At 57.6% G+C, this 20,736-nt stretch carries 17 protein-coding genes and 2 pseudogenes; 13 read left to right on the top strand and 6 right to left on the bottom strand.

What is annotated here, in order from left to right; translation table 11 throughout:
- Positions 1 to 41: 41 nt before the first annotated feature.
- Complete coding sequence (serS, locus tag ACW5W8_RS19655; RefSeq protein ID WP_498629746.1) at positions 42 to 1,337, top strand: serine--tRNA ligase; 1,296 nt, start codon at positions 42 to 44, stop codon at positions 1,335 to 1,337.
- A 2-nt stretch (positions 1,338 to 1,339) separates the two neighbouring features.
- On the opposite strand, the gene ACW5W8_RS19650 is transcribed toward serS, so the two are convergent.
- Complete coding sequence (locus ACW5W8_RS19650) at positions 1,340 to 1,516, bottom strand: hypothetical protein (RefSeq protein ID WP_236346943.1); 177 nt, start codon at positions 1,514 to 1,516, stop codon at positions 1,340 to 1,342.
- Between the two features lie 8 nt (positions 1,517 to 1,524).
- Here ACW5W8_RS19650 and ACW5W8_RS19645 point away from each other — a divergent pair, with 8 nt between their 5' ends.
- The 3 genes from ACW5W8_RS19645 (at position 1,525) to miaE (ending at position 4,532) form a co-directional block, all read left to right on the top strand.
- Complete coding sequence (locus tag ACW5W8_RS19645) at positions 1,525 to 2,013, top strand: CvpA family protein (protein ID WP_498629744.1); 489 nt, start codon at positions 1,525 to 1,527, stop codon at positions 2,011 to 2,013.
- Positions 2,014 to 2,034: 21 nt separating this feature from the next.
- Positions 2,035 to 3,555, top strand: a complete 1,521-nt coding sequence (gene purF, locus ACW5W8_RS19640; RefSeq protein WP_498629742.1) for an amidophosphoribosyltransferase — start codon at positions 2,035 to 2,037, stop codon at positions 3,553 to 3,555.
- A gap of 218 nt (positions 3,556 to 3,773) precedes the next feature.
- Positions 3,774 to 4,532 (top strand): tRNA isopentenyl-2-thiomethyl-A-37 hydroxylase MiaE, encoded by a 759-nt coding sequence (gene miaE / locus ACW5W8_RS19635; protein ID WP_005346385.1) that lies wholly within the window; start codon positions 3,774 to 3,776, stop codon positions 4,530 to 4,532.
- A gap of 226 nt (positions 4,533 to 4,758) precedes the next feature.
- Here the strand turns inward: miaE and ACW5W8_RS19630 are convergent, their stop codons facing one another.
- Positions 4,759 to 5,244 carry a cell division inhibitor gene (locus ACW5W8_RS19630; RefSeq protein WP_498629739.1) on the bottom strand — a complete coding sequence of 162 codons (486 nt, stop codon included), beginning with the start codon at positions 5,242 to 5,244 and terminating at the stop codon, positions 4,759 to 4,761.
- A 230-nt stretch (positions 5,245 to 5,474) separates the two neighbouring features.
- On the opposite strand from ACW5W8_RS19630, the gene ACW5W8_RS19625 reads away from it, so the two are divergent.
- Together ACW5W8_RS19625 and ACW5W8_RS19620 are read left to right on the top strand one after the other, a co-directional pair.
- The gene (locus tag ACW5W8_RS19625; RefSeq protein ID WP_005333612.1) at positions 5,475 to 5,672 is read left to right on the top strand and encodes a DUF4250 domain-containing protein; all 198 of its coding nucleotides are present in this window, start codon (positions 5,475 to 5,477) and stop codon (positions 5,670 to 5,672) included.
- 375 nt (positions 5,673 to 6,047) lie between these two features.
- The gene (locus ACW5W8_RS19620; RefSeq protein WP_498629737.1) at positions 6,048 to 8,522 is read left to right on the top strand and encodes a glycogen/starch/alpha-glucan phosphorylase; all 2,475 of its coding nucleotides are present in this window, start codon (positions 6,048 to 6,050) and stop codon (positions 8,520 to 8,522) included.
- A 63-nt stretch (positions 8,523 to 8,585) separates the two neighbouring features.
- Here ACW5W8_RS19620 and ACW5W8_RS19615 read toward each other — a convergent pair whose 3' ends face one another.
- Complete coding sequence (locus tag ACW5W8_RS19615; RefSeq protein WP_498629735.1) at positions 8,586 to 9,968, bottom strand: SLC13 family permease; 1,383 nt, start codon at positions 9,966 to 9,968, stop codon at positions 8,586 to 8,588.
- 161 nt (positions 9,969 to 10,129) lie between these two features.
- Complete coding sequence (trxC, locus tag ACW5W8_RS19610; RefSeq protein ID WP_498629733.1) at positions 10,130 to 10,564, bottom strand: thioredoxin TrxC; 435 nt, start codon at positions 10,562 to 10,564, stop codon at positions 10,130 to 10,132.
- Positions 10,565 to 10,752: 188 nt separating this feature from the next.
- On the opposite strand from trxC, the gene ACW5W8_RS19605 reads away from it, so the two are divergent.
- The 4 genes from ACW5W8_RS19605 to ACW5W8_RS19590 all read left to right on the top strand — a co-directional run bounded on the left by ACW5W8_RS19605 (position 10,753) and on the right by ACW5W8_RS19590 (position 17,848).
- Positions 10,753 to 13,557, top strand: a complete 2,805-nt coding sequence (locus tag ACW5W8_RS19605) for a hybrid sensor histidine kinase/response regulator (protein WP_498629731.1) — start codon at positions 10,753 to 10,755, stop codon at positions 13,555 to 13,557.
- Between the two features lie 166 nt (positions 13,558 to 13,723).
- Entirely contained in the window at positions 13,724 to 15,460 is a 1,737-nt protein-coding gene (locus ACW5W8_RS19600) for an ABC transporter transmembrane domain-containing protein (RefSeq protein ID WP_498629729.1), read from the top strand.
- A complete protein-coding gene (locus tag ACW5W8_RS19595; protein ID WP_498629727.1) occupies positions 15,457 to 17,208 on the top strand; it encodes an ABC transporter transmembrane domain-containing protein in 1,752 nt (583 codons plus the stop codon). Before ACW5W8_RS19600 ends, ACW5W8_RS19595 begins: the two co-directional genes overlap by 4 nt.
- Before the next feature lie 166 nt (positions 17,209 to 17,374).
- Entirely contained in the window at positions 17,375 to 17,848 is a 474-nt protein-coding gene (locus tag ACW5W8_RS19590) for a DUF4442 domain-containing protein (protein ID WP_498629725.1), read from the top strand.
- 33 nt (positions 17,849 to 17,881) lie between these two features.
- Here the strand turns inward: ACW5W8_RS19590 and ybcJ are convergent, their stop codons facing one another.
- Positions 17,882 to 18,115, bottom strand: coding sequence for a ribosome-associated protein YbcJ (gene ybcJ / locus ACW5W8_RS19585; protein ID WP_498629723.1), 234 nt, complete (start codon positions 18,113 to 18,115; stop codon positions 17,882 to 17,884).
- A gap of 152 nt (positions 18,116 to 18,267) precedes the next feature.
- Here ybcJ and ACW5W8_RS19580 point away from each other — a divergent pair.
- The 3 genes and pseudogenes from ACW5W8_RS19580 to pdxY form a co-directional block, all read left to right on the top strand.
- Positions 18,268 to 18,342 (top strand): annotated as a pseudogene (locus ACW5W8_RS19580) (VC2662 family protein); the annotation flags it as partial.
- Between the two features lie 84 nt (positions 18,343 to 18,426).
- A complete protein-coding gene (locus ACW5W8_RS19575; protein ID WP_498629721.1) occupies positions 18,427 to 19,203 on the top strand; it encodes a DUF429 domain-containing protein in 777 nt (258 codons plus the stop codon).
- A gap of 168 nt (positions 19,204 to 19,371) precedes the next feature.
- Entirely contained in the window at positions 19,372 to 20,235 is an 864-nt protein-coding gene (gene pdxY / locus ACW5W8_RS19570; protein ID WP_498629719.1) for a pyridoxal kinase PdxY, read from the top strand.
- A 78-nt stretch (positions 20,236 to 20,313) separates the two neighbouring features.
- Here pdxY and ACW5W8_RS19565 read toward each other — a convergent pair.
- Positions 20,314 to 20,637 (bottom strand): annotated as a pseudogene (locus ACW5W8_RS19565) (GNAT family N-acetyltransferase); the annotation flags it as partial.
- Between the last annotated feature and the right edge of the window lie 99 nt (positions 20,638 to 20,736).

Raw genomic sequence — 20,736 nt, 5'->3', positions numbered from 1 at the left:
CGACTCAGGCCCAGATCCCATTTTAAAAAAGTAGGTAAACCATGCTGGATCCCAAATATCTGCGCAGCGATATCGAAGAGGCTGCCGCTCGTCTGGCGACACGTGGCTACGTTCTGGACGTAGCGGCTGTCAACGCTCTGGAAGAGAAACGCAAGGATCTGCAGTCCCGTACCCAGGAGCTGCAGGCCGAGCGCAACGCCCGCTCCAAATCCATCGGTGAAGCTGCCCGTCGTGGTGAAGATGTTGCCCCGCTCAAGGCCATCGTTTCCAAGATCAACGACGAGCTGGAAACCAGCAAGGTCGAGCTGGATGCCCTGCTGGCCCAGCTGAAAGCCATTGCCGACGCCATCCCCAACCTGCCGAGCGAGACCACCCCGGTGGGCCGTGACGAGAACGACAACGTGGAAGTGCGTCGCTGGGGTACCCCGCGCGAGTTCAGCTTCCCGGTACGCGATCACATCGATCTGGGCGAAGCGGCCAAAGGCGTTGATTTCAAGAACGGCGTCAAACTCTCCGGTACCCGTTTCGTGGTGATGAAGGGCCAGATTGCCCGTCTGCACCGTGCCCTGGCTCAGTTCATGCTGGATCTGCACACCCAGCAGCACGGTTACACCGAGTGCTACGTGCCCTATCTGGTGAACCCGGACAGCCTCTATGGCACCGGTCAGTTGCCGAAGTTTGCACAGGATCTGTTCAATACCGGTATCGAAGGCGAAGGTGAAGAAGAGGGCAAACTGCGCAAGTTTTCCCTGATCCCGACCTCTGAAGTGCCGCTCACCAACATGGCCCGTGACGAAATCTTTGACGCGCAAGAGCTGCCGATCAAGATGACCGCTCACAGCCCCTGCTTCCGCTCTGAAGCCGGTTCCTACGGTCGTGATACCCGTGGCCTCATCCGTATGCACCAGTTCGACAAGGTCGAGATGGTCCAGCTGGTGCACCCGGAGAAATCCTGGGAAGCGCTGGAAGAGATGGCGGGCCACGCCGAGAAGGTGCTGCAACTGCTGGAGCTGCCGTATCGCGTGATGGCGCTCTCCACCGGTGACATGGGCTTCTGCGCTTCCAAGACCTACGATCTGGAAGTGTGGCTGCCAGCCCAGAACACCTACCGCGAGATCTCCTCTGTCTCCAACTGCACCGACTTCCAGGCACGCCGCATGCAGGCTCGCGTGCGCATCGATGGCAAGCCGCAGTTGCTGCATACCCTGAACGGTTCCGGTCTGGCAGTGGGTCGTACCCTGGTTGCCGTGATCGAGAACTACCAGCAGGAAGATGGCCGCATCGCCATCCCGGCTGCGCTGCAATCCTACATGGGTGGTCTGACCCACATCGGGTAAGCTCACACCGCTGACCACAACGCCATGGCATTGCCATGGCGTTGTGCATTCTGGCGCCGAACAACCGTTTTAGTGCTGAAAAAATGCGGCTTTTCGGCGTCGCTTTGAACAGTTAACACATTTTTATCAAGCAATGCGCAATCGTTTTTGTTAGACTGCGCCGCAATTTCGCAGGACATCTTTTTCTATGGTCTGGATTGATTACGCCATCATCGGCATCGTCGGTTTTTCTGCTCTCATCAGCCTGGTGCGCGGCTTCGTCAAGGAGGCCATGTCTCTTGTCACCTGGTTCGTCGCCTTCTTTATTGCCAGCCATTTCTATCCCGATCTCGCCGTCTATTTCACCTCCTTCTCCGACGCGCTGGTTCGCAACGGTCTGGCCATCGCGGCGCTGTTTGTGGCGACTTTGATCCTCGGCAGCGTGGTCAACTATGTGGTGGGCCTGTTGGTGGACAAGACGGGTCTCTCGGGTACCGATCGGGTGCTGGGAGTCTGCTTCGGAGCAATTCGCGGGGTGCTGATCGTCAGTGCCCTGCTTTTTTTCATGGATACCTTCACCAGCCTCTCCCAAAGCGACTGGTGGGTGGCGTCCAAGCTGGTGCCGGAGTTCAAGCCGGTGATCCAGTGGTTTTTCGGGTTCATGTTGAACTCATCGAGTTTTCTTAAACCGGTATAGTGACTTCGAGGTAGCAAAGACATGTGTGGTATTGTCGGTATAGTTGGCACCACCCCCGTCAATCAGGCCCTCTACGACGCCTTGACGGTGTTGCAGCACAGGGGACAGGATGCCGCCGGGATCGTGACCATTGAGAGTGGAAACTTCCGGCAACGCAAGGCCAATGGCCTGGTGAAGGACGTGTTTGAAGTGCGCCACATGCAGCGTCTGCAAGGGAACATCGGCATAGGTCATGTCAGATACCCCACCGCAGGCAGCTCAAGTGCCGCTGAAGCCCAACCTTTTTATGTGAACTCGCCCTACGGCATGGTGCTGGCCCATAACGGCAACCTCACCAACGCCAAGGAGCTCAAGGAGCAGCAGTTCAAGGTCGCCCGCCGTCACATCAACACCACCTCCGACTCGGAAGTGTTGCTGAACGTGCTGGCCCACGAGCTGGATCGCTGTGACAAGATGGCCCTGCGTCCCGAAGATATCTTCGCCGCGGTGCGCAGAACCCATCAACAGATCCGCGGCGCTTATGCGGTGGTCTCGCTGGTGATTGGCCATGGTCTCATCGGTTTTCGCGATCCCAACGGCATTCGCCCGCTGATCCTCGGTCGTCGTCAGGACGAGCTTGGCCAGGTGGAGTACATGCTCGCCTCCGAGAGCGTGGCACTCGACGCCATCGGTTTCGAGACGGTGCGGGATATTGCGCCGGGTGAAGCTATCTACATCACCGAGCAGGGCCAGCTCTTCTCCGAGCAGTGTGCGGAGAACCCGCAGATGAGCTCCTGCATCTTCGAATACGTCTACTTCGCTCGTCCCGATTCGTGCATCGACAAGGTCTCGGTCTACGCCGCCCGCCTCAACATGGGTCGCAAGCTGGGTCAGAAAATTGCCCGCGAGTGGGAAGATCTCGATGTCGATGTGGTCATCCCCATCCCCGAGACCTCCTGTGACGTAGCGCTGGAGATCGCACACACCCTCGACCTGCCATACCGTCAGGGCTTCGTGAAAAACCGCTACATCGGCCGTACCTTCATCATGCCGGGCCAGACCCAGCGCAAGAAGTCGGTGCGCCGTAAGCTCAACGCCATCAGCTCCGAATTCAAGGGCAAGAAGGTGTTGCTGGTGGATGACTCCATAGTGCGTGGTACCACGTCCGAGCAGATCATCCAGATGGCCCGTGAAGCGGGGGCAGCCAGGGTTTACTTCGCCTCGGCGGCGCCGGAAATTCGTTTCCCCAACGTCTATGGCATCGACATGCCCACCGCCAACGAGCTGATCGCCCACGGTCGCGAAGTGGAAGAGGTGTGCAAGCTGATTGGCGCCGATGGCCTGATTTTCCAGGATCTGGAAGATCTGGAAGCGGCAGTGCGGGAGATCAACCCGGATCTGCGTCACTTCGAAACCTCGGTGTTCAATGGCCACTACGTCACCTCCGACGTGGATCAGTCCTATCTGGATCACCTCAATGCCCTGCGCAACGATGACACCAAAGCTGTGCGTGAATGGCAGGAAGGCACCAGCAATCTGGAAATTTTTAACGAAGGCAGTTAAACGTTTGCGATTTTGCCGGATGGGATAGCGAGATGGGGGCCAGTGGCCCCCATTGTCGTTTTTGCCTCGCACAGGCTGAAGGGGAAGGGGATATCCGTTTGAAAAACATCCGTTTATTGTGCCGAATATGGGCACGGCCAGCGGGATCCGTTAGCATAGGCGGCAACATATATGACTGATACGCTTTTAACCGATGCGTTTAACAATCGAGAGTTCAGATGGATGATCTGCTAGCCCCTGTGCGCCAGTTTTTGCAGTGCGAGACCCCGGATGAGTGGGTAGAGATGGCGCGGGATCCGGCCCGTTTGCCGACCCTGCTCATCGATCACGCCAACTGCGAGACCAAGGCTGCGCTCACCGCCCACAGTCTAGTGCGCCGTTACTGCCTGCCCAAGGGCAAGCGTCATCTGCTGCCCAAGCTGGAGTTCTATCGCGAGCTGGATGCTATTCCGGAGAAGGCCGAGATCCTGGGCAAGCGCAGCATGGGGGAGTCTGATCGCACCGTCTTTGCCGAGCTGGAGCGCAATCCACTGCTGTTTCCCATGGTGCGGCTCATTCAGGAGGAGCTGCATCACTTCGAGCAGGTGCTGGAGATTATGCAGGCCCGCGGCATCGAATACGGGCCGGTGACGGCCTCCCGCTATGCCCGCCAATTGATGCAGCATGTGCGCACCCATGAACCGGCCACCATTGTCGACAAGATGATCATTGGCGCCTACATCGAGGCCCGCTCTTGCGAACGGTTTGCCAAGTTGGCACCCCATCTGGACGAAGAGTTGAGCCGCTTCTACGTCTCTTTGCTGCGCTCCGAAGCGCGTCACTATCAGGATTACCTGAGCTTGGCCGAACAGTACGCAGGGGAGGATATCAGCGAGCGGGTGGCCTTCTTTGGCAAGCTGGAAGCCGAGCTAATCTGCTCGCCGGATCCGCAGTTTCGGTTCCATAGCGGCCTGCCTGTCACATCTGACAGTTGTTGACGCACAGGGGGCAAACTACTATTGCCCTGTTCCTACTACGAGCGACAAGTAGTTACTTTTGAGCGCAATTCCCGGCCCCGAGCCGGGATCTTTTTGTCTGCCGCCCTTCCTGCCGTTGGCTCCCTATACTCTCCTTCAGTTAATCACCACAGTGCACGTTGTTGGTGCCCGATGGTGTAGTCGTTACGACTAACTGTAGGGGCCTGTATGGGCGTTTGTTTTTGTCTTAATGATTGAGATAGATATCCTGCTCTGCATAGGCCAGCAGAGGTGTGTTGGGGTTGGCGCGCTTAGTGCCAAAGAAGCGGGTCATTACACCGGATTGTTGCCCCAGACGCTGCAGCTTGATGTGATCCAGCTCGATCTGCTCGGGTAGCCAGGTAAATACAGCGGCGCAGTGACCATTACCCAGGCTGCGTTCCAGGGTTTGCTGCCAGTTCTTGATTTTAGGGCTGTGTACCACCAGCACTCTGTTGGGATCGATGCCTCGCTCTTCCAGGTGGCTTGCTGTGGGGCGTCCCGGCGGGGCGATCAACAAGATCCAGCCGGTATGAGAGTCACCCAACTTGCTCAGCTCGCTGAGAAACTGATCATCAGACTGGATAGTCACACCATAATGAGCCAACTCCGCTTTGCAGGCGGTTCTGGTTGGCCAGGGCTTGCTCATGACACGATTCATCGCAAAGGGCAGTGAGTGCAGGGGCTGGTTCATATATGGGGTTCCTGTATGAATATCCAAGCTGTATGGGTATACAGTAGTTCTATCCTGTGGCAGTGACAAGGTGTTTTTGCTGAAAAATGTGATGGCGTTGGCATGTGTCGTTAGTAAGGTTATGTTTTTAAACACTATTTAATATAAATCTGGTTGGGTGTTTTTCGTACTATGGACAAACCTTGCGTAACCGCCCATGGTTATACAGGTCATTTACAGGAGGTGCCGCTATGGATATCAGTACCTTGCAACGTCTGGATGCCAACATCTTGCTGGGCATCATCAATGAGAAGCTAAGGCTTGAGTGTGACGGGTTGGAGGAGTTGCTGGCCTATTACGATATGAGTGAAGAGCAGTTGGCAGGGCGTCTGGATCAGATTGGGTACCATTACGATCCATTGAGCAATCAGTTCAAAGCACATCTTTAAGGGTGCAATGATTGCTTCATATTTATACGGTAATTTTTCAGGCACATTGAAACCGGTTTCAATGTGCCGTCTTGCTGCCTATTTTCAGGGATTTTCAAGGCTTGGCAATCTCTGAAAACCTATTCATGCCAGAATATTTTTATAGTTTCATTAAGTTGCTGATAATAAAGGAAATGTTTGTTTTTACTCGATCAGTTAAAGGAAAGGGTTTTCAAGCTTTTCAGGCTGTTTTTATCGGTTAAAGTGTGACTTGCGTTAACTTTTAATTCTGCCGCTTTAGTTAGTATTCTCACGCCGGTACATATTTTGAGATAACAACAGCGCCGGTCCCGCAAGCGGGATAACAATTTTATTTGTAACGAAGGAATATGGTTTATGGCTACCAAGAAGAAGACAGACCAGGATCTCCAACTGGATAAAGATCAGCTCAAGGCGAGTATCGTGCGTCACCTGCGTTCTACCTTGGGAACAAGCGAACAGAAAGCCTCTCCCGAAGCGTGGTGGAAAGCCACTGCTGCGGCCGTCAATGAACAGGTGTACGAGCGCCTGACCCGCACTCAGCAGACTCATTTCAAGAAAGATACTCGTGCGATTCACTATCTCTCTGCTGAATTCCTGATGGGACGATTGACCTCCAACAACCTGCACAACCTCTCCCTCTATAAGACTTGCGAAGAGGCGCTGGGCGAGCTCGGTCTGGAACTGACCGACCTGTGCGAACAAGAGCCGGACATGGCTCTTGGCAACGGCGGCCTGGGTCGTCTGGCTGCCTGCTTTATCGACTCGCTGGCCACTCTGAACTATCCGGCGGTTGGTTACGGTCTCCACTACGAACACGGTCTGTTCCGTCAGGAAATCCAGGATGGCCGCCAGATCGAGCGTCCGGACTCCTGGCGTGAATATGGTAACCCCTGGGAGATCTGCCGCCCCGAGTCGGTGCAAGAAGTTCCGCTCTATGGCTACGTTGAGACCGTGTTTGGTGACAATGGCGGCCTGAAGAAGGTATGGCACGCCGGTCGCAAGATTAAAGGGGTGCCTTGGGATATTCCGGTGGTCGGTTTTGGCGGTCATACCGTCAACATCCTGCGTCTGTGGGAATCCCGCGCCTCCGAGTTTTTCGATTGGGATGTGTTCAACGCTGGTGGTTATATCGACTCCCAGGCTGAAAAAGCCCAGGCTGAAACCATCTCCAAGGTACTCTATCCGAACGATGATACCGATGCAGGTAAAGAGCTGCGCCTGATCCAGCAATACTTCTTCTGTGCTTGCTCCATCAAGGACATCATGCGCCGCTACAAGCGGGTTCATGGCAGTGACTTCAGCAACTTTGCCGCGCAAATTGCCATTCAGCTCAACGATACTCACCCGACTGTCGCCATCCCGGAACTGATGCGGGTGCTGGTTGACGAGGAAGATCTGAACTGGGATGCCGCCTGGGACATCTGCTATCAGGTCTTCTCCTACACCAACCACACCCTGCTGCCGGAAGCGCTGGAGAAGTGGTCGGTCAGCCTGTTCGAGAAAGTACTGCCTCGCCATCTGGAGGTGATTTACGAAATCAACGCCCGCTTCCTGAACGAGTTGGTGGAGCCCAAGTGGCCGGGCAACGATGCCATCAAGGCCAAGCTCTCCATCATCGAAGAGGGAGCCGTGCGCAAGGTTCGCATGGGCAACCTGTGCGTCATCGGTTCGTCCAAAGTGAACGGTGTGGCCGAGATCCACTCCAAGCTGGTGAAGGAAGATCTCTTCCCCGAGTATGCCGAGCTGTGGCCGGAAAAAATGTGCAACGTGACCAACGGGGTGACCCCGCGTCGCTGGCTGCTGGCGTGCAACCCGGAACTGGCTGGCCTCTACAACGAAGTAGTGGGCAAGGAGTGGCCGCTGCAACTGGACAAACTGCGTGGCGTGGTGAAGTTTGCCGACGACAAGGCGTTCCAGCAGCAGTTCATGACCATCAAACGTCACAACAAAGAGAAGCTGGTCAAGGTCATCAAGGACGAAACCGGTATCGATGTCAGTGCCGAGGCGATCTTCGACGTTCAGATCAAGCGTCTGCACGAGTACAAGCGCCAGCAGCTGAACCTCATTCACATCATGGCACTCTATCGTCGTCTGCTGGCCAACCCGGACTATGACATGCACCCACGCGTGTTTATCTTCGGCTCCAAAGCGGCGCCCGGTTACAAGCTGGCCAAAGACATCATCTATGCCATCAACAAGCTGGCGGATCGGGTCAACAACGATGCTCGTATCCAGGGCAAGTTGAAAGTGGTGTTCATGCCGAACTACCGCGTGAGTCTGGCCGAGAAGCTGATCCCGGCGGCGGATGTCTCCGAGCAGATTTCCACTGCAGGTTATGAGGCATCAGGTACCGGCAACATGAAGATGGCACTCAACGGTGCAATCACCATCGGGACGCTGGATGGAGCCAACATCGAGATCGCTGAAGAGGCGGGTGCCGAAAACTGTGCCATCTTCGGTCTGAACGTGGACGAAGTGAAGTCGCTGAAGGCGCGCGGTTACAACCCGTACGACTTCTACTATGCCAACTCCGAGCTCAAAGCTGTGCTGGACTGGTTTGATACCGACTACTTCACGCCGGGTCGTCCGGGTGAGCTGGCCTCCATCAAGCGCTCCTTGCTGGAAGGGGGAGACCCTTACCTGACCCTGGCGGACTTCCAGTCCTACTCGGATGCACACAAGCTGATCGATACATGGTATCGGGATCCGGCACTGTGGGCGAAGAAGGCCATCATCAACTCGGCCACCATGGGCAAGTTCAACTCCGACCGCTCCATTCAGGACTATGTGGATCGGATCTGGGATCTGAAAGCCTGCAACATCGGCTAATCGGATTCATAAATGAGAAAACCCCCGCAATGCGGGGGTTTTTGTTTATTGGGGGGAGGTGGATCAGAGGATATCGCCAACGAAGTAGGCCAGCAGGGCGAGCAACACGGTAAAGACCACGTTCAGAGCCATACCGGCTTTCATCATCTCCCTCTGGCGGATGTGGCCACTGGCAAAGACGATGGCATTGGGCGGCGTGGCGACTGGCAGCATAAAGGCACAGGAGGCACCGATAGCGATCAACACCGACATTACTACAGGCGATACACCCAGTGCCTCGGCGACACCGGCAAACAGGGGAACCAACAGCGCTGCGGTAGCTGTGTTGGAGACCAGTTCGGTCAGGAACACCACGAAGGCGGCCAGCATAAGCAACACGACAAAAATGTTGGCGTTGGAGAGTACGGCCGACAGATGGCTGGCCAGGAAGGCGCTGGTACCAGTGGCCTTGAGAATGGCGCTCAGGGTCAGACCGCCGCCAAACAGCATCAGCACGCCCCAGTCGGTGTTCTGGTTGACGTCATCCCAGCTGGCGACACGGCTGACCACGATGGCCACGATGGCGCCCATGGCAATCAGAGTGTCGAGTTGCGGAATACCGCCAAAGGCGTTGGAGATGGGTTGTGAGCCGATCCAGAGCACTACGGTGGTCAGGAAGATTGCCAGCGTCAGTTTACGTTCGCGGGTCCAGTTGATGGTGACATCCTGGATCTCGACGCGGTGGCTGAGACGCGGGCGGGTCACCAGATAGAGCAGGGCAATGCCGCAGGGCATCAGGATCAGCACTACTGGAACACCGAATTTCATCCAGTCAGTGAAGCCAATCCCCATCTGGGCGGCAGCGATGGCGTTGGGTGGGCTACCCACCAGGGTGCCGATGCCGCCGATACTGGCGCTGTAGGCGATCCCCAGCAATACGAAGACGAAGGTGGCGCGCTCTTTTTTGCTATCGAGGCGTGCCAGCATACCGATCGCCAGTGGCAGCATCATGGCGGTAGTGGCGGTGTTGCTGATCCACATCGACAGGGCGGCTGTGATGGTAAAGAGCAGGATGACGCCCCAACCCAGATGGCCATTGGCCAGATGCATCACCTTGCCAGCCATCAGGGTATCCAGTCCCTGCTTGGAGAGGGCGGCCGCGAGGGCGAAACCGCCAAAAAAGAGGAACAGGATCGGGTTGGCAAAATCGGTGAGGGATTTGCTCATGTCAAACACCCCGAGCACGGTAGCCAGCAGGGGCACCAGCAGCGCGGTGATGGTGACGTGCAGTGCTTCGGTCAGCCAGAGGATGGCGATAAAGACCAGAATACCCAGCCCCTTGTTGACCATGGGATCAAACGGGAGCCAGGCGAGCATGGCACAAAGTAGCAAGACATCTAGGATGACGATCCCTGATTTGATGTCCAGCCAGCGAGATGGAGTAGAGGGTACAGCTGATGTGTGCATAATGTTCTCTCGGTTAATTTATGGTTGTTTTTGTGTTGCCGAGATTACATCCATTCACTTGTTTGAAACAGGTTCACATGTTGAAAATCAGCCTCGACTCACACAAGCATTGATAAAAACGAGTAAATCAACACATAAATAAAGCATGTGTGAAACATAAATCAAACATCCATGAACTGCTCCAGCCATTGCTTAAACATGCTTTTGGGCAAGGAGCCATTGATCTGGTTTACCAGTTTGCCCTGTTTGAAGACCATCAGGGTGGGAATGCTGCGAATGGCGTAACGGGCGGCAATGGTGCTCTGCTGCTCGGTATCGACTTTGACAAAGCGCATCCGTGGTTCGAGTTCATGGGCAATCTCATGAAATACCGGAGCAAACTGCTGGCAGGGGCCGCACCAGCTGGCCCAGAAATCGACCACGACCGGGATATCTGAGTTGATCAGGGTATCGAAGTTATCCGCCTTCCCGAGGCAAGGGGTCTGGCTGAACAGGAGGGCTTTGCAGCGCCCGCATTTGGCGGATGTATCGATATGAGCAATGGGCAGGCGGTTCCTGGTAAAGCAGTGGCTACAATAAGTAGTGATAAATGACATAATTGGTTCCTTCTAGATATGCACTGGCCGGCGATATGATGAGGGGCCAGAATGAAGCAATCGCGAAACAGTAGCGAAATATCAGAACAATAACGGTAACACAGTGACCGGTGAGAGTGGATAATTCCCCCTAGGGTTCATTGCCCAACCGGATAATTCAGCGACCACCAGATGAGAGTCGAGACGGGATGAATAAAGGATCACGGAAAAACCGTGCTGTGTCAGGGCTGATCGTTGCCCTGCTGCTCGCCTTTTCGGGTTACTGCTGGCAGTCGCTCAGTCAGCAGCAACAAGCCCACGACATGAACGAAGCGGCCGAGGTGGTGCTGAACCGGATCAACGCCGATACCGTCTATCTGCTTGGGCGGGAGCAGGCAAATGACAGCAATATCCAGCAGCGCCTGAATCAGTTATCCATCACCCTTGACGGTTTTATGCGCAAGGTACGCAGCGATCCTGATCTGGCGCAAGACGAGTTGTCTCAGGTGTTGCTTGAGGATATGGATACCTATCTGATGGCGCTGGCCAAGCTCCATGCCATGGAGATGGCCATCGAGTACCTCAATGCGCCCCTGCAGGCCCAGATTAAAAAGGTGCGGGGGATAAGCCCGTCAGACAGTGCGCTGCATCGCGATCTGGAGGAGCTTGCGCAACTGAGTAGCTATTTACAGCGCAGTTGGGACAAACGTGAGCAGACTACGCTGGCCCAGTTGCAGCAGCAGATGGTATCCCGTTACGGCAACATGCCGGAAATTGACACTCTGAGCCGCCTAAGCAAGGACATGAGTCAGCAGGTGGTTGCCTATCACGCCTTGCGTTACCAGTTGATCGATATGCATGTGATCGAGAGCCTGGTGCGCTGGAAAATCGACAAGCTGGAGCGCGCTTCCTCGCTGATGAACCGCTTCTATTTGATGGCGTTGTGCGGGGCCTTGATCTGCTTCGCGCTGGTGGCCTTCACCCTGTGGCGCCGCAATCAGAAACTGAGCGAATTGTCGCGCCAGACCGGCTTGCTGGCCCAGGCCAAGAGCGATTTTCTGGCCAACATGAGCCACGAGATCCGCACCCCCATGAACGCCATCATCGGCTTCAGCTCGCTGGCACTGCAGACCGAGCTGGATCAGCAACAACGGGACTATCTGGGCAAGATCAAATCCTCATCCGATACCTTGCTGCTGCTTATCAACGACATCCTTGATCTGACCAAGGTGGAGTCCGGCAAGCTGACGCTAGAGGAGATCGACTTCGATCTCAGCGAGCAGCTCGACTCGCTGGCGGGGATGTTTGCCGATCTGGCGGAGCGCAAACATGTGGAGGTAATCATTCGCAAGTCGCCGGAGGTGCCGGTCTTCTTGCGCGGGGATCCCCTGCGGTTGGGACAGGTGCTGGTCAATCTGGTGAACAACGCCATCAAGTTTACCGAGCGTGGTGAAGTCGAAGTCTCCATCGAGCTGGCTACCCCTCATCCAATGCGGATCCGCTTCAGCGTGCGCGATACCGGCATCGGTATTGCCGAAGAGAAGCAGAGCCAGCTTTTTCAGGCCTTTACCCAGCTGGAGGCGGGCAATACCCGCAAATATGGCGGCTCGGGTCTGGGTCTCAATATTTCCCAGCGGCTGGTCGAGCTGATGGGGGGGAGGATCATTGTCCAGAGCAAGCCCGGCGTGGGCTCCCTGTTCCAGTTCGATCTCCCGATGGCGCAGGCGGTCTACGGCGTGGCAGGTCGGAAGGTCTTCTTCGAGCACCAGCCGCTGGTGATGGTGATGGATGACAACGAGCTGGTGCTGGATCTGGCCCGCGACATTCTGACTCGCGCGGGTGTGCGAGTGCTGCCGGTCAACTCCCTGTCACGCGCCCGCCAGCTGCTCCGTGAAGAGGGGCCGAGTCTGCGGTTGGCGATCCTCGACTGGCGCATGGGTCAGGAGGATGGGCTCGATCTGGCGCTGGAGATGTATCAGCACAGCCAGTGGCGGCGGATCCCCATCCTGATGATTAGCGCCTGGGCCAGAGATGGGTTGCACGCCCGGATGGACAGCATGGGACTGACCCATTTCCTGCCCAAGCCGATGACCGAAAATGCCCTGCTGGCCAAGGTGGATGAGCTGCTCAATGGCAGTTCCTATGAACTCCACCTGCGCAAGGCCGAGGCGCAGGGGGATCAGCAGCACTTCAAATCCCTGCTGCAGGGCACCAGAGTGCTGTTGGCGGAAGACAACCGGGTCAATCAGCAGCTGATCATCGAGTATCTGCGGCGGGTCGATGCGGTGGTGTGCGTAGTCAGCAATGGCCGGGAGGCGGTGGAGCGGGTCGCCGAGCAACCTTTTGATGTGATCCTGATGGATCTGCAGATGCCGGTGCTGGATGGACTCGATGCCACCCGCCAGATCCGCAAGATGGTCGACAAGCACGATGTGCCGATCATTGCCCTCACCGCCAGTGCCATGCAAGGTGACAAGGAGCGCTGTCTGGGGGTGGGGATGAATGGCTATGTTACCAAGCCGGTGAGCAAGCTGGATCTCTACAATAACCTGTTGCAGTGGGTGAAGCCGCAAGGGGTGGAGCAGGCAGGGATCATGGAGGTGAAACCGCCGGATATGATCGGGATTCTCGATCTGCAGGATGCCCTCAAACGACTGGAGCAGGACAAGGAGGCGTTGCAGATCCTGTTCAAGCTGTTCATGTCGGAGCACAAGGACGATCTGTGGGAGATCCGCTCCGCCCTGCGCCGTCAGCAACCCGAGGTGGCCAGCAAGTTGTTGCACACCCTCAAGGGGGTGTCTGCCAATATCTCGGCGGCCCGTCTGCAATTGGTGGCTGGCGAGCTGGAGTGGCGCCTGCGGCAAAACGAGGTGCTAAGCGAGACAGATCTGGAGCAGTTGCAACAGGTCTTCAGCCAGACCCGGGAAGAAGTGTCACATTTCTTGTTGACCGGTGAGCAGCATGAAAATTCGTACAATCCCTATTCGTCAGGGGATGATCGCATGTCACAGTGAATTAAATAGTAATTATTCTCAACCATCCCGGTTCGGGATATGATGAGCTTTCATTCGAATCGCCTCCAGTCGGAGGCGATTGTTTTCATTCTTCTGGTTCTGCGTGGCTTCTCTGATGGCGGCTCCTTGGAGCGGTCACGGGCAGATAGCGCTAAAGGTTGGTGGTGTGAGCGTATTTCTACGATTGAGCTGGTTTTTCAAGGAGCAGTGGCCCCGTTATCTGGCCGCCATCTCCTTGCTGCTGATGGTGGCCCTGTTGACCGTTATTCCGCCCAAAGTGGTGGGCTGGGTGGTGGATGGTATCACCAAAGGGGATCTCGATAATGGCACCCTGATGCGCTATCTGGCCGGGCTGTTCGGACTCGGCGTGCTCATCTATTTGCTGCGTTACGTTTGGCGGGTGATGCTGTTTGGTGCCTCTTACCGTCTGGCCTATGTGTTGCGCAATCGCCTGTTCAGCCATTTCACCCGGATGAGCCCCGATTTTTATCAGCGCCACCGCACAGGCGATCTGATGGCCCATGCCACCAACGACATTCAGGCGGTGGAGATGACCGCTGGCGAAGGGGTGCTGACCCTGGTGGACTCCATCATGGTCGGGGTATTGGTGCTCTCCATCATGTGCAGCCAGTACTCCTGGCAGTTGACGCTGGTCTCCTTGCTGCCGCTGCCGGTGATGGCCTATTTCATGAACCGCTTCGGCACCCAGATCTACACCCAGTTCAAGGCGGCGCAAGGGGCCTTCTCCAGGCTCAACAACAAGACCCAGGAGGCCCTTTCCGGCGTGCGGGTGTTGAAATCCTATGCGGTTGAATCGCTGGAAGATGAAGGCTTTGCCGAGCTGACCAAACAGGCGGGGGAGCGCAATATGGCGGTGGCCCGCATCGATGCCAAATTCGATCCGGTCATCTATCTCTGTATCGGTTGCTCCTACTTCCTCGCGGTGGCGGGGGGCAGTGTGCTGGTGCTGCGCGATGAGTTGACCCTGGGTGAGCTCACCAGCTTCACCATGTATCTCGGCCAGCTGATCTGGCCAATGTTTGCCATCGCCTGGCTGTTCAACATCATCGAGCGGGGCAGTGCCGCCTACTCCCGCATCGAGAGCCTGCTGGGGGAGCGCAGCGATATCGAAGAGCCCGTCCAGCCGGCCGCGTTTACCTCTGCCTTTCCTTTGCAGATCAAAGGGGTGAGCTATCGACTCGAGCAGCGCACCCTGCTTGCGGATATCGACGTTACCCTCAAGCAAGGGGGGATGCTCGGGGTGGTGGGGCGCACTGGGGCAGGCAAGAGCTCCCTGCTCAAGCTGTTGATGCGCCTTGCCAATCCGACTCACGGTTCGATAGCTATGGGGGGCGTTCCGATTGACCAGCTGCCGCTCGCCACACTGCGCAGCCAGTTTGCCTATGTGCCGCAGGAGCCATTCCTGTTTTCCACCACCATCGCCGCCAATATCGCCCTGGGCAAACCCGATGCGAGCCGCGAGGAGGTCGAACGGGTGGCGCGCATTGCCTGTGTCCACGATGATATCGTGCGTTTTCCCAAGGGCTATGAGACCGAGGTGGGGGAGAAAGGGGTGACCCTCTCCGGCGGCCAGAAACAGCGGCTGGCCATTGCCCGCGCCCTGCTGCTGGATGCACCCATTCTGGTGCTCGATGATGCGCTCTCGGCGGTGGATGCCCACACCGAGCAGCAAATTCTGCATTCCCTCAAGGCCCATCGTCGCACCCTGATCCTGGTCAGCCATCGCATGACGGCGGTGGAGCAGGCCGACGAGATCCTGGTGCTGGAGCAGGGGGCCATCAGCGAGCGGGGTCATCACGGTACCCTGATGGCGCACAATGGCTGGTATGCAGATATGGTGCGTTATCAGCGTCTCGAAGAAGCGGTGGAGGAGAGCCTGTGAATCCGACCATTAAACGACTGCTCGCCTACTGCGCCCAGTATCCTCGCTGGCTGATCCAGGCGGGGATCTGTTTGCTGCTCGCCACCGGCGCCGAAGTGGCCGGGCCGCTGCTGATCAAGCTTTTTATCGATGACTATCTGGCGCCTCGCAATATCGTGCTGCCTACCATAGCCCTGATTGCAGCGGGCTATCTGGGCTTGCAGGTACTCTCGGCGGCGGGCTTCTATTTGCAATCCCTGCGCTTTAACCGCATCGCCCAGGCGGTGGTGCAAACCTTGCGCGAGCAGGTGTTTGCCACCGCCATCCGCTTGCCGGCCCGCTACTTTGACAAGCATCGATCCGGCTCGCTGATTTCCCGCATCACCAACGACACCGAGGCGATCATGAACCTCTATGTGCAGGTGATTGGCTTGCTGGTGCAAAAAGTGGTGCTGCTGTGTGGCATCCTCATCTCTATGGCGCTGCTGGATCTGCGGCTGATGCTGGTCTGCTCCCTGTTGCTGCCCGCAGTGGGCGGGGTGATGTGGCTCTACCAGAAACTGAGTGTGCCGGTGGTGCGAGCGACCCGCAGTCTGCTTTCCGACATCAACAGCCGCCTCAACGAGTCGCTGCAGGGGATGCCGGTGATCCAGGCGATGGTGCAGGAGCGCCACTTTGCCAACGCCTTTGCCGAGGTGAACCAGCAGCACTGGTCGGCACGGATCAAGAGCCTCAAGATCAACGGCATCTTGCTGCGCCCGCTCATCGATCTCTTCTACATGATGGTGCTGATCGGCCTGTTGGCGCTGTTTGCCCACGAGGGGGTGAGCCACGCGGGTGCCATTCAGGTGGGGGTGCTCTACGCCTTTATCAGTTATCTGGGCCGGATGATCGAGCCGCTCATCGAGATGACCAACCAGCTCAACCAGCTGCAGCAGGCGATGGTGGCGGGGGAGCGGGTCTTTGCCCTGCTCGATGAAACCCGCGAGAGCACCGAGGGCGAGCTGCGCCCGCTGGAAGGGCGGGTCAGTTTCGAGCGAGTGAGTTTCTCCTACGATGGTGAGCAGCAGGTGCTGCGGGAGGTCAGCTTTGCCGCAAAACCGGGCCAGATGCTGGCGCTGGTGGGCCATACCGGCAGCGGCAAGTCCACCATCATCAGCCTGCTGATGGGCTTCTATCCGCTGGATCAGGGGCAGATCCGCTTCGATGATCACGCACTGGATACCCTGTCGCTGGCGGCGGTGCGCCGCAGCATCGGGCTGGTGCAGCAAGATCCCTTTATCTTCGTCGGCACCCTGGCGGAGAACCTGCGTCTCGGCCGCGCCGGTATAGATGAAGCGCGGCTCTGGCAGGCGCTGAGCGAGGTGCAGCTGGCCGAGTTTGTGCGTAGCCTGCCACAGGGGATCAACACCCTGATGGAGGAGGGGGGCAAGAACCTCTCCGCCGGTCAGCGGCAACTGCTCTCCTTTGCCCGTGCACTGGTGGGGGATCCGCGTATCCTCATTCTGGATGAAGCGACGGCCAGCGTGGACTCCCAGACCGAGTTGGCGCTGTCGCAGGCGATCTCTGCTGCCCGTCGTGGCCGCACTACCATCGCCATCGCCCACCGCCTCTCGACCATCGTCGATGCGGACGAGATCCTGCTGCTCTCCCGCGGTCAGGTGAGCGAGCGGGGCAATCATAGCGAGCTGATGGCCCTCGGCGGTCACTATGCCCAGCTGTTCGAGATGCAGAGCCAGGGGGCTTGGCTCGAAGAGAAGCGCGCCTGATCGGTACATCTGCTTTGAACTGTGAGATGAACAATAAGAGGGAACCGGTGCGGTTCCCTCTTTTTTTGCGCCGATCAAATGGTCGTAACCGTGATCCCTGTGCTTGTCGAATGGCGCAGATGCAGGCAACATGTTGTTTACATTAACTCATCGGATCAGTTCGCATATGGATTTGCAACGCTTCAAAGCCAATCTGGCGCTTCGGCTGTTTGCCTGGCGCTACATTCCCGTCATCGGGTTTTGTGCCCCGATCATCGAAGAGATGAACGCCAAGGCGCTGCGCATTCGCATTCCCCTTGGCTGGCGTACCCGCAACCACCTGGGTAGCATGTATTTTGGCGCGCTGGCGACCGGCGCCGATCTGGTAGGCGGTCTGCTGGTGATGGAGAAGGGGCGGCAGCGACGCAAGAAGGTGCACTTCGCCTTCAAGGATGTGCAGGGGGAGTTTTTGAAGCGGCCCGAGGGGGATGTGCAGTTTGACTGCGCGGCCGGAGAGGAGATCGACGCCATGATCGACGAGTCGCTGGAGAGCGGTCAGCGCATCAATCGCCCCATCCAGGTGGTGGCCACCTGTCCGTCATTGAACGGGGATGAGGCGATGGCGCGTTTTGTGCTGACCCTGTCGATCAAGGCCAGCTAGCGGGTTGCCGGAGAGTGGCTACCCAAGATGGGTTTAGCCAATTTCCGAGCTGACGCCCTCTTTCACCACGACCTTCATGCCGTTGAAGTTGACCACCTGTTCGGCCACGATCTTGCAGCGCTTGCGGGTCTCCACCTGACCGTCCACCTCGACCAGCCCTTCGGCAACGAGCGCTTTGGCGGCACCGCCACAATCGGCCCACCCCTGATGTTTGATAAGGTCACACAAGGCAACGAAGGGGTGGCCTTCGAGCAGAAACGTCTCCATGGGAAATCCTCTAGATGGATGAATGCCGGATACAGCAGGGCGACTATTTTAGGCAGTTCGCTCAGGCAAAGAAAGGAAGAGGGGCCACTCGCTGTGAAAAAGTGGCCGATTGTCCTTGAGGTGGCGCATTTAAAAGACCTGACGGCCTGTAGATTGTGCTGGCCAACTACGCCGCCAACGGCGTGTTCCCCATTCTGCCGCTGGTGAACTTCCAGAAATCGTTCTGACCAAGGCGGTTCGCTTTGCGTTAAGGGCCTCTGCTGATTACCCTGTGCCTCTTGCAACTTGTGACAGGCGAACAGAGGTAATTGATGACGGCAGGGCAGATGAGTGCAATCGGGATTGGCTGGGATGTGCGTGGCTGGCAGGGCAGTGCCCAGACGGTGGCCGTGGTGGGCTGGCAGGCCGACTCCAACAGCCTGCACTGGCTCGGGGTGTCGCCGCTGTTTCGTCTGAGCTCGCGGGTGGCGCCGGATCTGGCCGCTCTGCTGCGTCCCGCCCTGCAAAACGAGCTGACCCTGATGCAGGTAGAAGCCTGCCCGCAACTGGCGCTCGGTATCGATGCGCCGCTCGCTTTTCCCCGCGCCTTGCGCGACCTGCTTAATGGCCAGCCGCTCTCCTGCGCCGTGCCCGAGCGAGAAATCGACAACCCCTATGCCTATCGCGACTGCGAGCGTTGGTTGTATCAGCAATATGGCAAGAAGCCGCTGTCGGCCACCTTCGATCGGCTCGGTAACAATGCCACCCTGGCGCTCTCCATGCTGCCGCGGCTCTCGGATCTGCAACTGGTGCCGACCGTTGCCCCGAAGGCCAGTCGTGCCGTGCTGGAGGTCTATCCGGCATTGGCCAAAGTGGGCGGCAAGGCCTCCCCGGCACGGCCCGAGCTGGCGGCCTTACTGCCTGCGGACGTGCTGGTCGGCACCGATCGCTACGATGCGGCGCTCTGCGCCCTGATGGCACTGCAATATGCCGCTGGTGGCAAGGTGACTGTATTGCCTGAGCTGATTTCGCCACCCAGTGACATGCCGTGTGATGAGGGGTGGGTCTATCACTTTGCCCGTCATGCTGTTGAACGCAACGGGATGTGACGGACGCGGCGCATCATGGCGCCGCTCACCTTGTCGACGTGGGCCAAATGGCGTAAAAAAACTGTCTTTAGTCAGGAAATTGCCTGTTCATCCCGCGCCAAGGTGGCGTTTTATTATCTTCATCCGATATATTGCCCACCTTGCTGATCCTTTGCTGTGGTATTCCCGATGAAATCCGTTCTCTCTATTCAGTCCCACGTGGTCTTTGGTTGTGCCGGCAACAGCGCGGCCGTCTTCCCCATGCGCCGCCTTGGTATGGATGTATGGCCAATCAACACGGTGCAGTTTTCCAACCACACCCAATATGCCCAGGGGTGGCAGGGGATGGCGATGCCGGCGGGTCATATCAGTGCGCTGGTGAAAGGATTGGGCAATATCGAGGCGTTGAGCGGCTGTGACGCCGTGCTGAGTGGCTATCTCGGCTCCGCCGAGCAGGGTGACGAGATCCTGACCGTGGTCAACGCCGTCAAGGCGGCCAACCCCGATGCCATCTACTTCTGCGACCCAGTGATGGGTCATCCGGAGAAGGGGTGCATCGTTGCCCCCGGCGTCACCCGTTTCCTGACCGAGCAGGCGCTGCCGGTGGCCGATATGATGGCCCCCAACCTGCTGGAGCTGGAGACCCTCTGCGATACCCATCTGGCGGATCTGGCCCAGACCCGCGCCGCCGCTCATCAGCTGCTGGCCCGCGGCGTCAAGCTGGTGCTGGTCAAGCATCTCGGTCGTGCGGCGCAGGACTCCAGCCGCTTCGAGATGTTACTGGCAACTCCGCAAGGGGATTACCTGATTGCCCGTCCGCTCTATGACTTTGCCCGCCAGCCGGTGGGGGTTGGCGATCTTATCAGCGCCCTTATGCTGGCGAATTTGCTGGCCGGTCACGATGCGGTCAGCGCGTTCGAGCGCACCAACGCCTCGGTAGATGCGGTGCTGCAAGAGACCTGGCGTCAGCAGGCTTACGAGCTGCAACTGATCGCCGCGCAAGATGCCTTCGCCTTGCCGGAAGTTCAGGTGCGGGCCATCAAACTGTCGTGAGGCTGATAGATCCCATCGCAATAAGCAGGGCCGGTCATCAGACCGGCCCTGCTGTTTTCGGATGGGGGGATGCGGCGTTTAGCGCGATTTGTAGAAGATGACTGTCGCAGCAAGCTCGCCATCGGCGCCGAGCGCAAAGCCCGGGATCTGGCCCGCCTCCAGATAGCCAAGTTGGCGATAGAGGTGGGAGGCCACGTCACCGGCGCGGGTATCCAGCACCAGCAAGGAGCGGTCCGCGGCATGGGCGCCTTGTTCCATTGCCAGCATCAGCGCACGGCCAACGCCGTTACCTCTCGCCGTTTGCAGCACCATCAGTTTTTCCACTTCGCCCCGGTGGCGGCCGTTGGCCTTGCCGCAGAGCGCGAGCTGAACGGCCCCCACGATCTGTTGCTGCTCAAGGGCAAGCCATACTTTTGGCTATGTCCCAATTACGTGTTGAAAGGCTAAGCTTGAAGTAGGCCATCACCTTGAGGTCTACCATCATGGATACCCCAGCCTTTC

Source organism: Aeromonas aquatilis, assembly GCF_054052405.1.
Note: the sequence above shows the minus strand (reverse complement) of the source record. Positions and strands in the feature narration are given on the sequence as shown.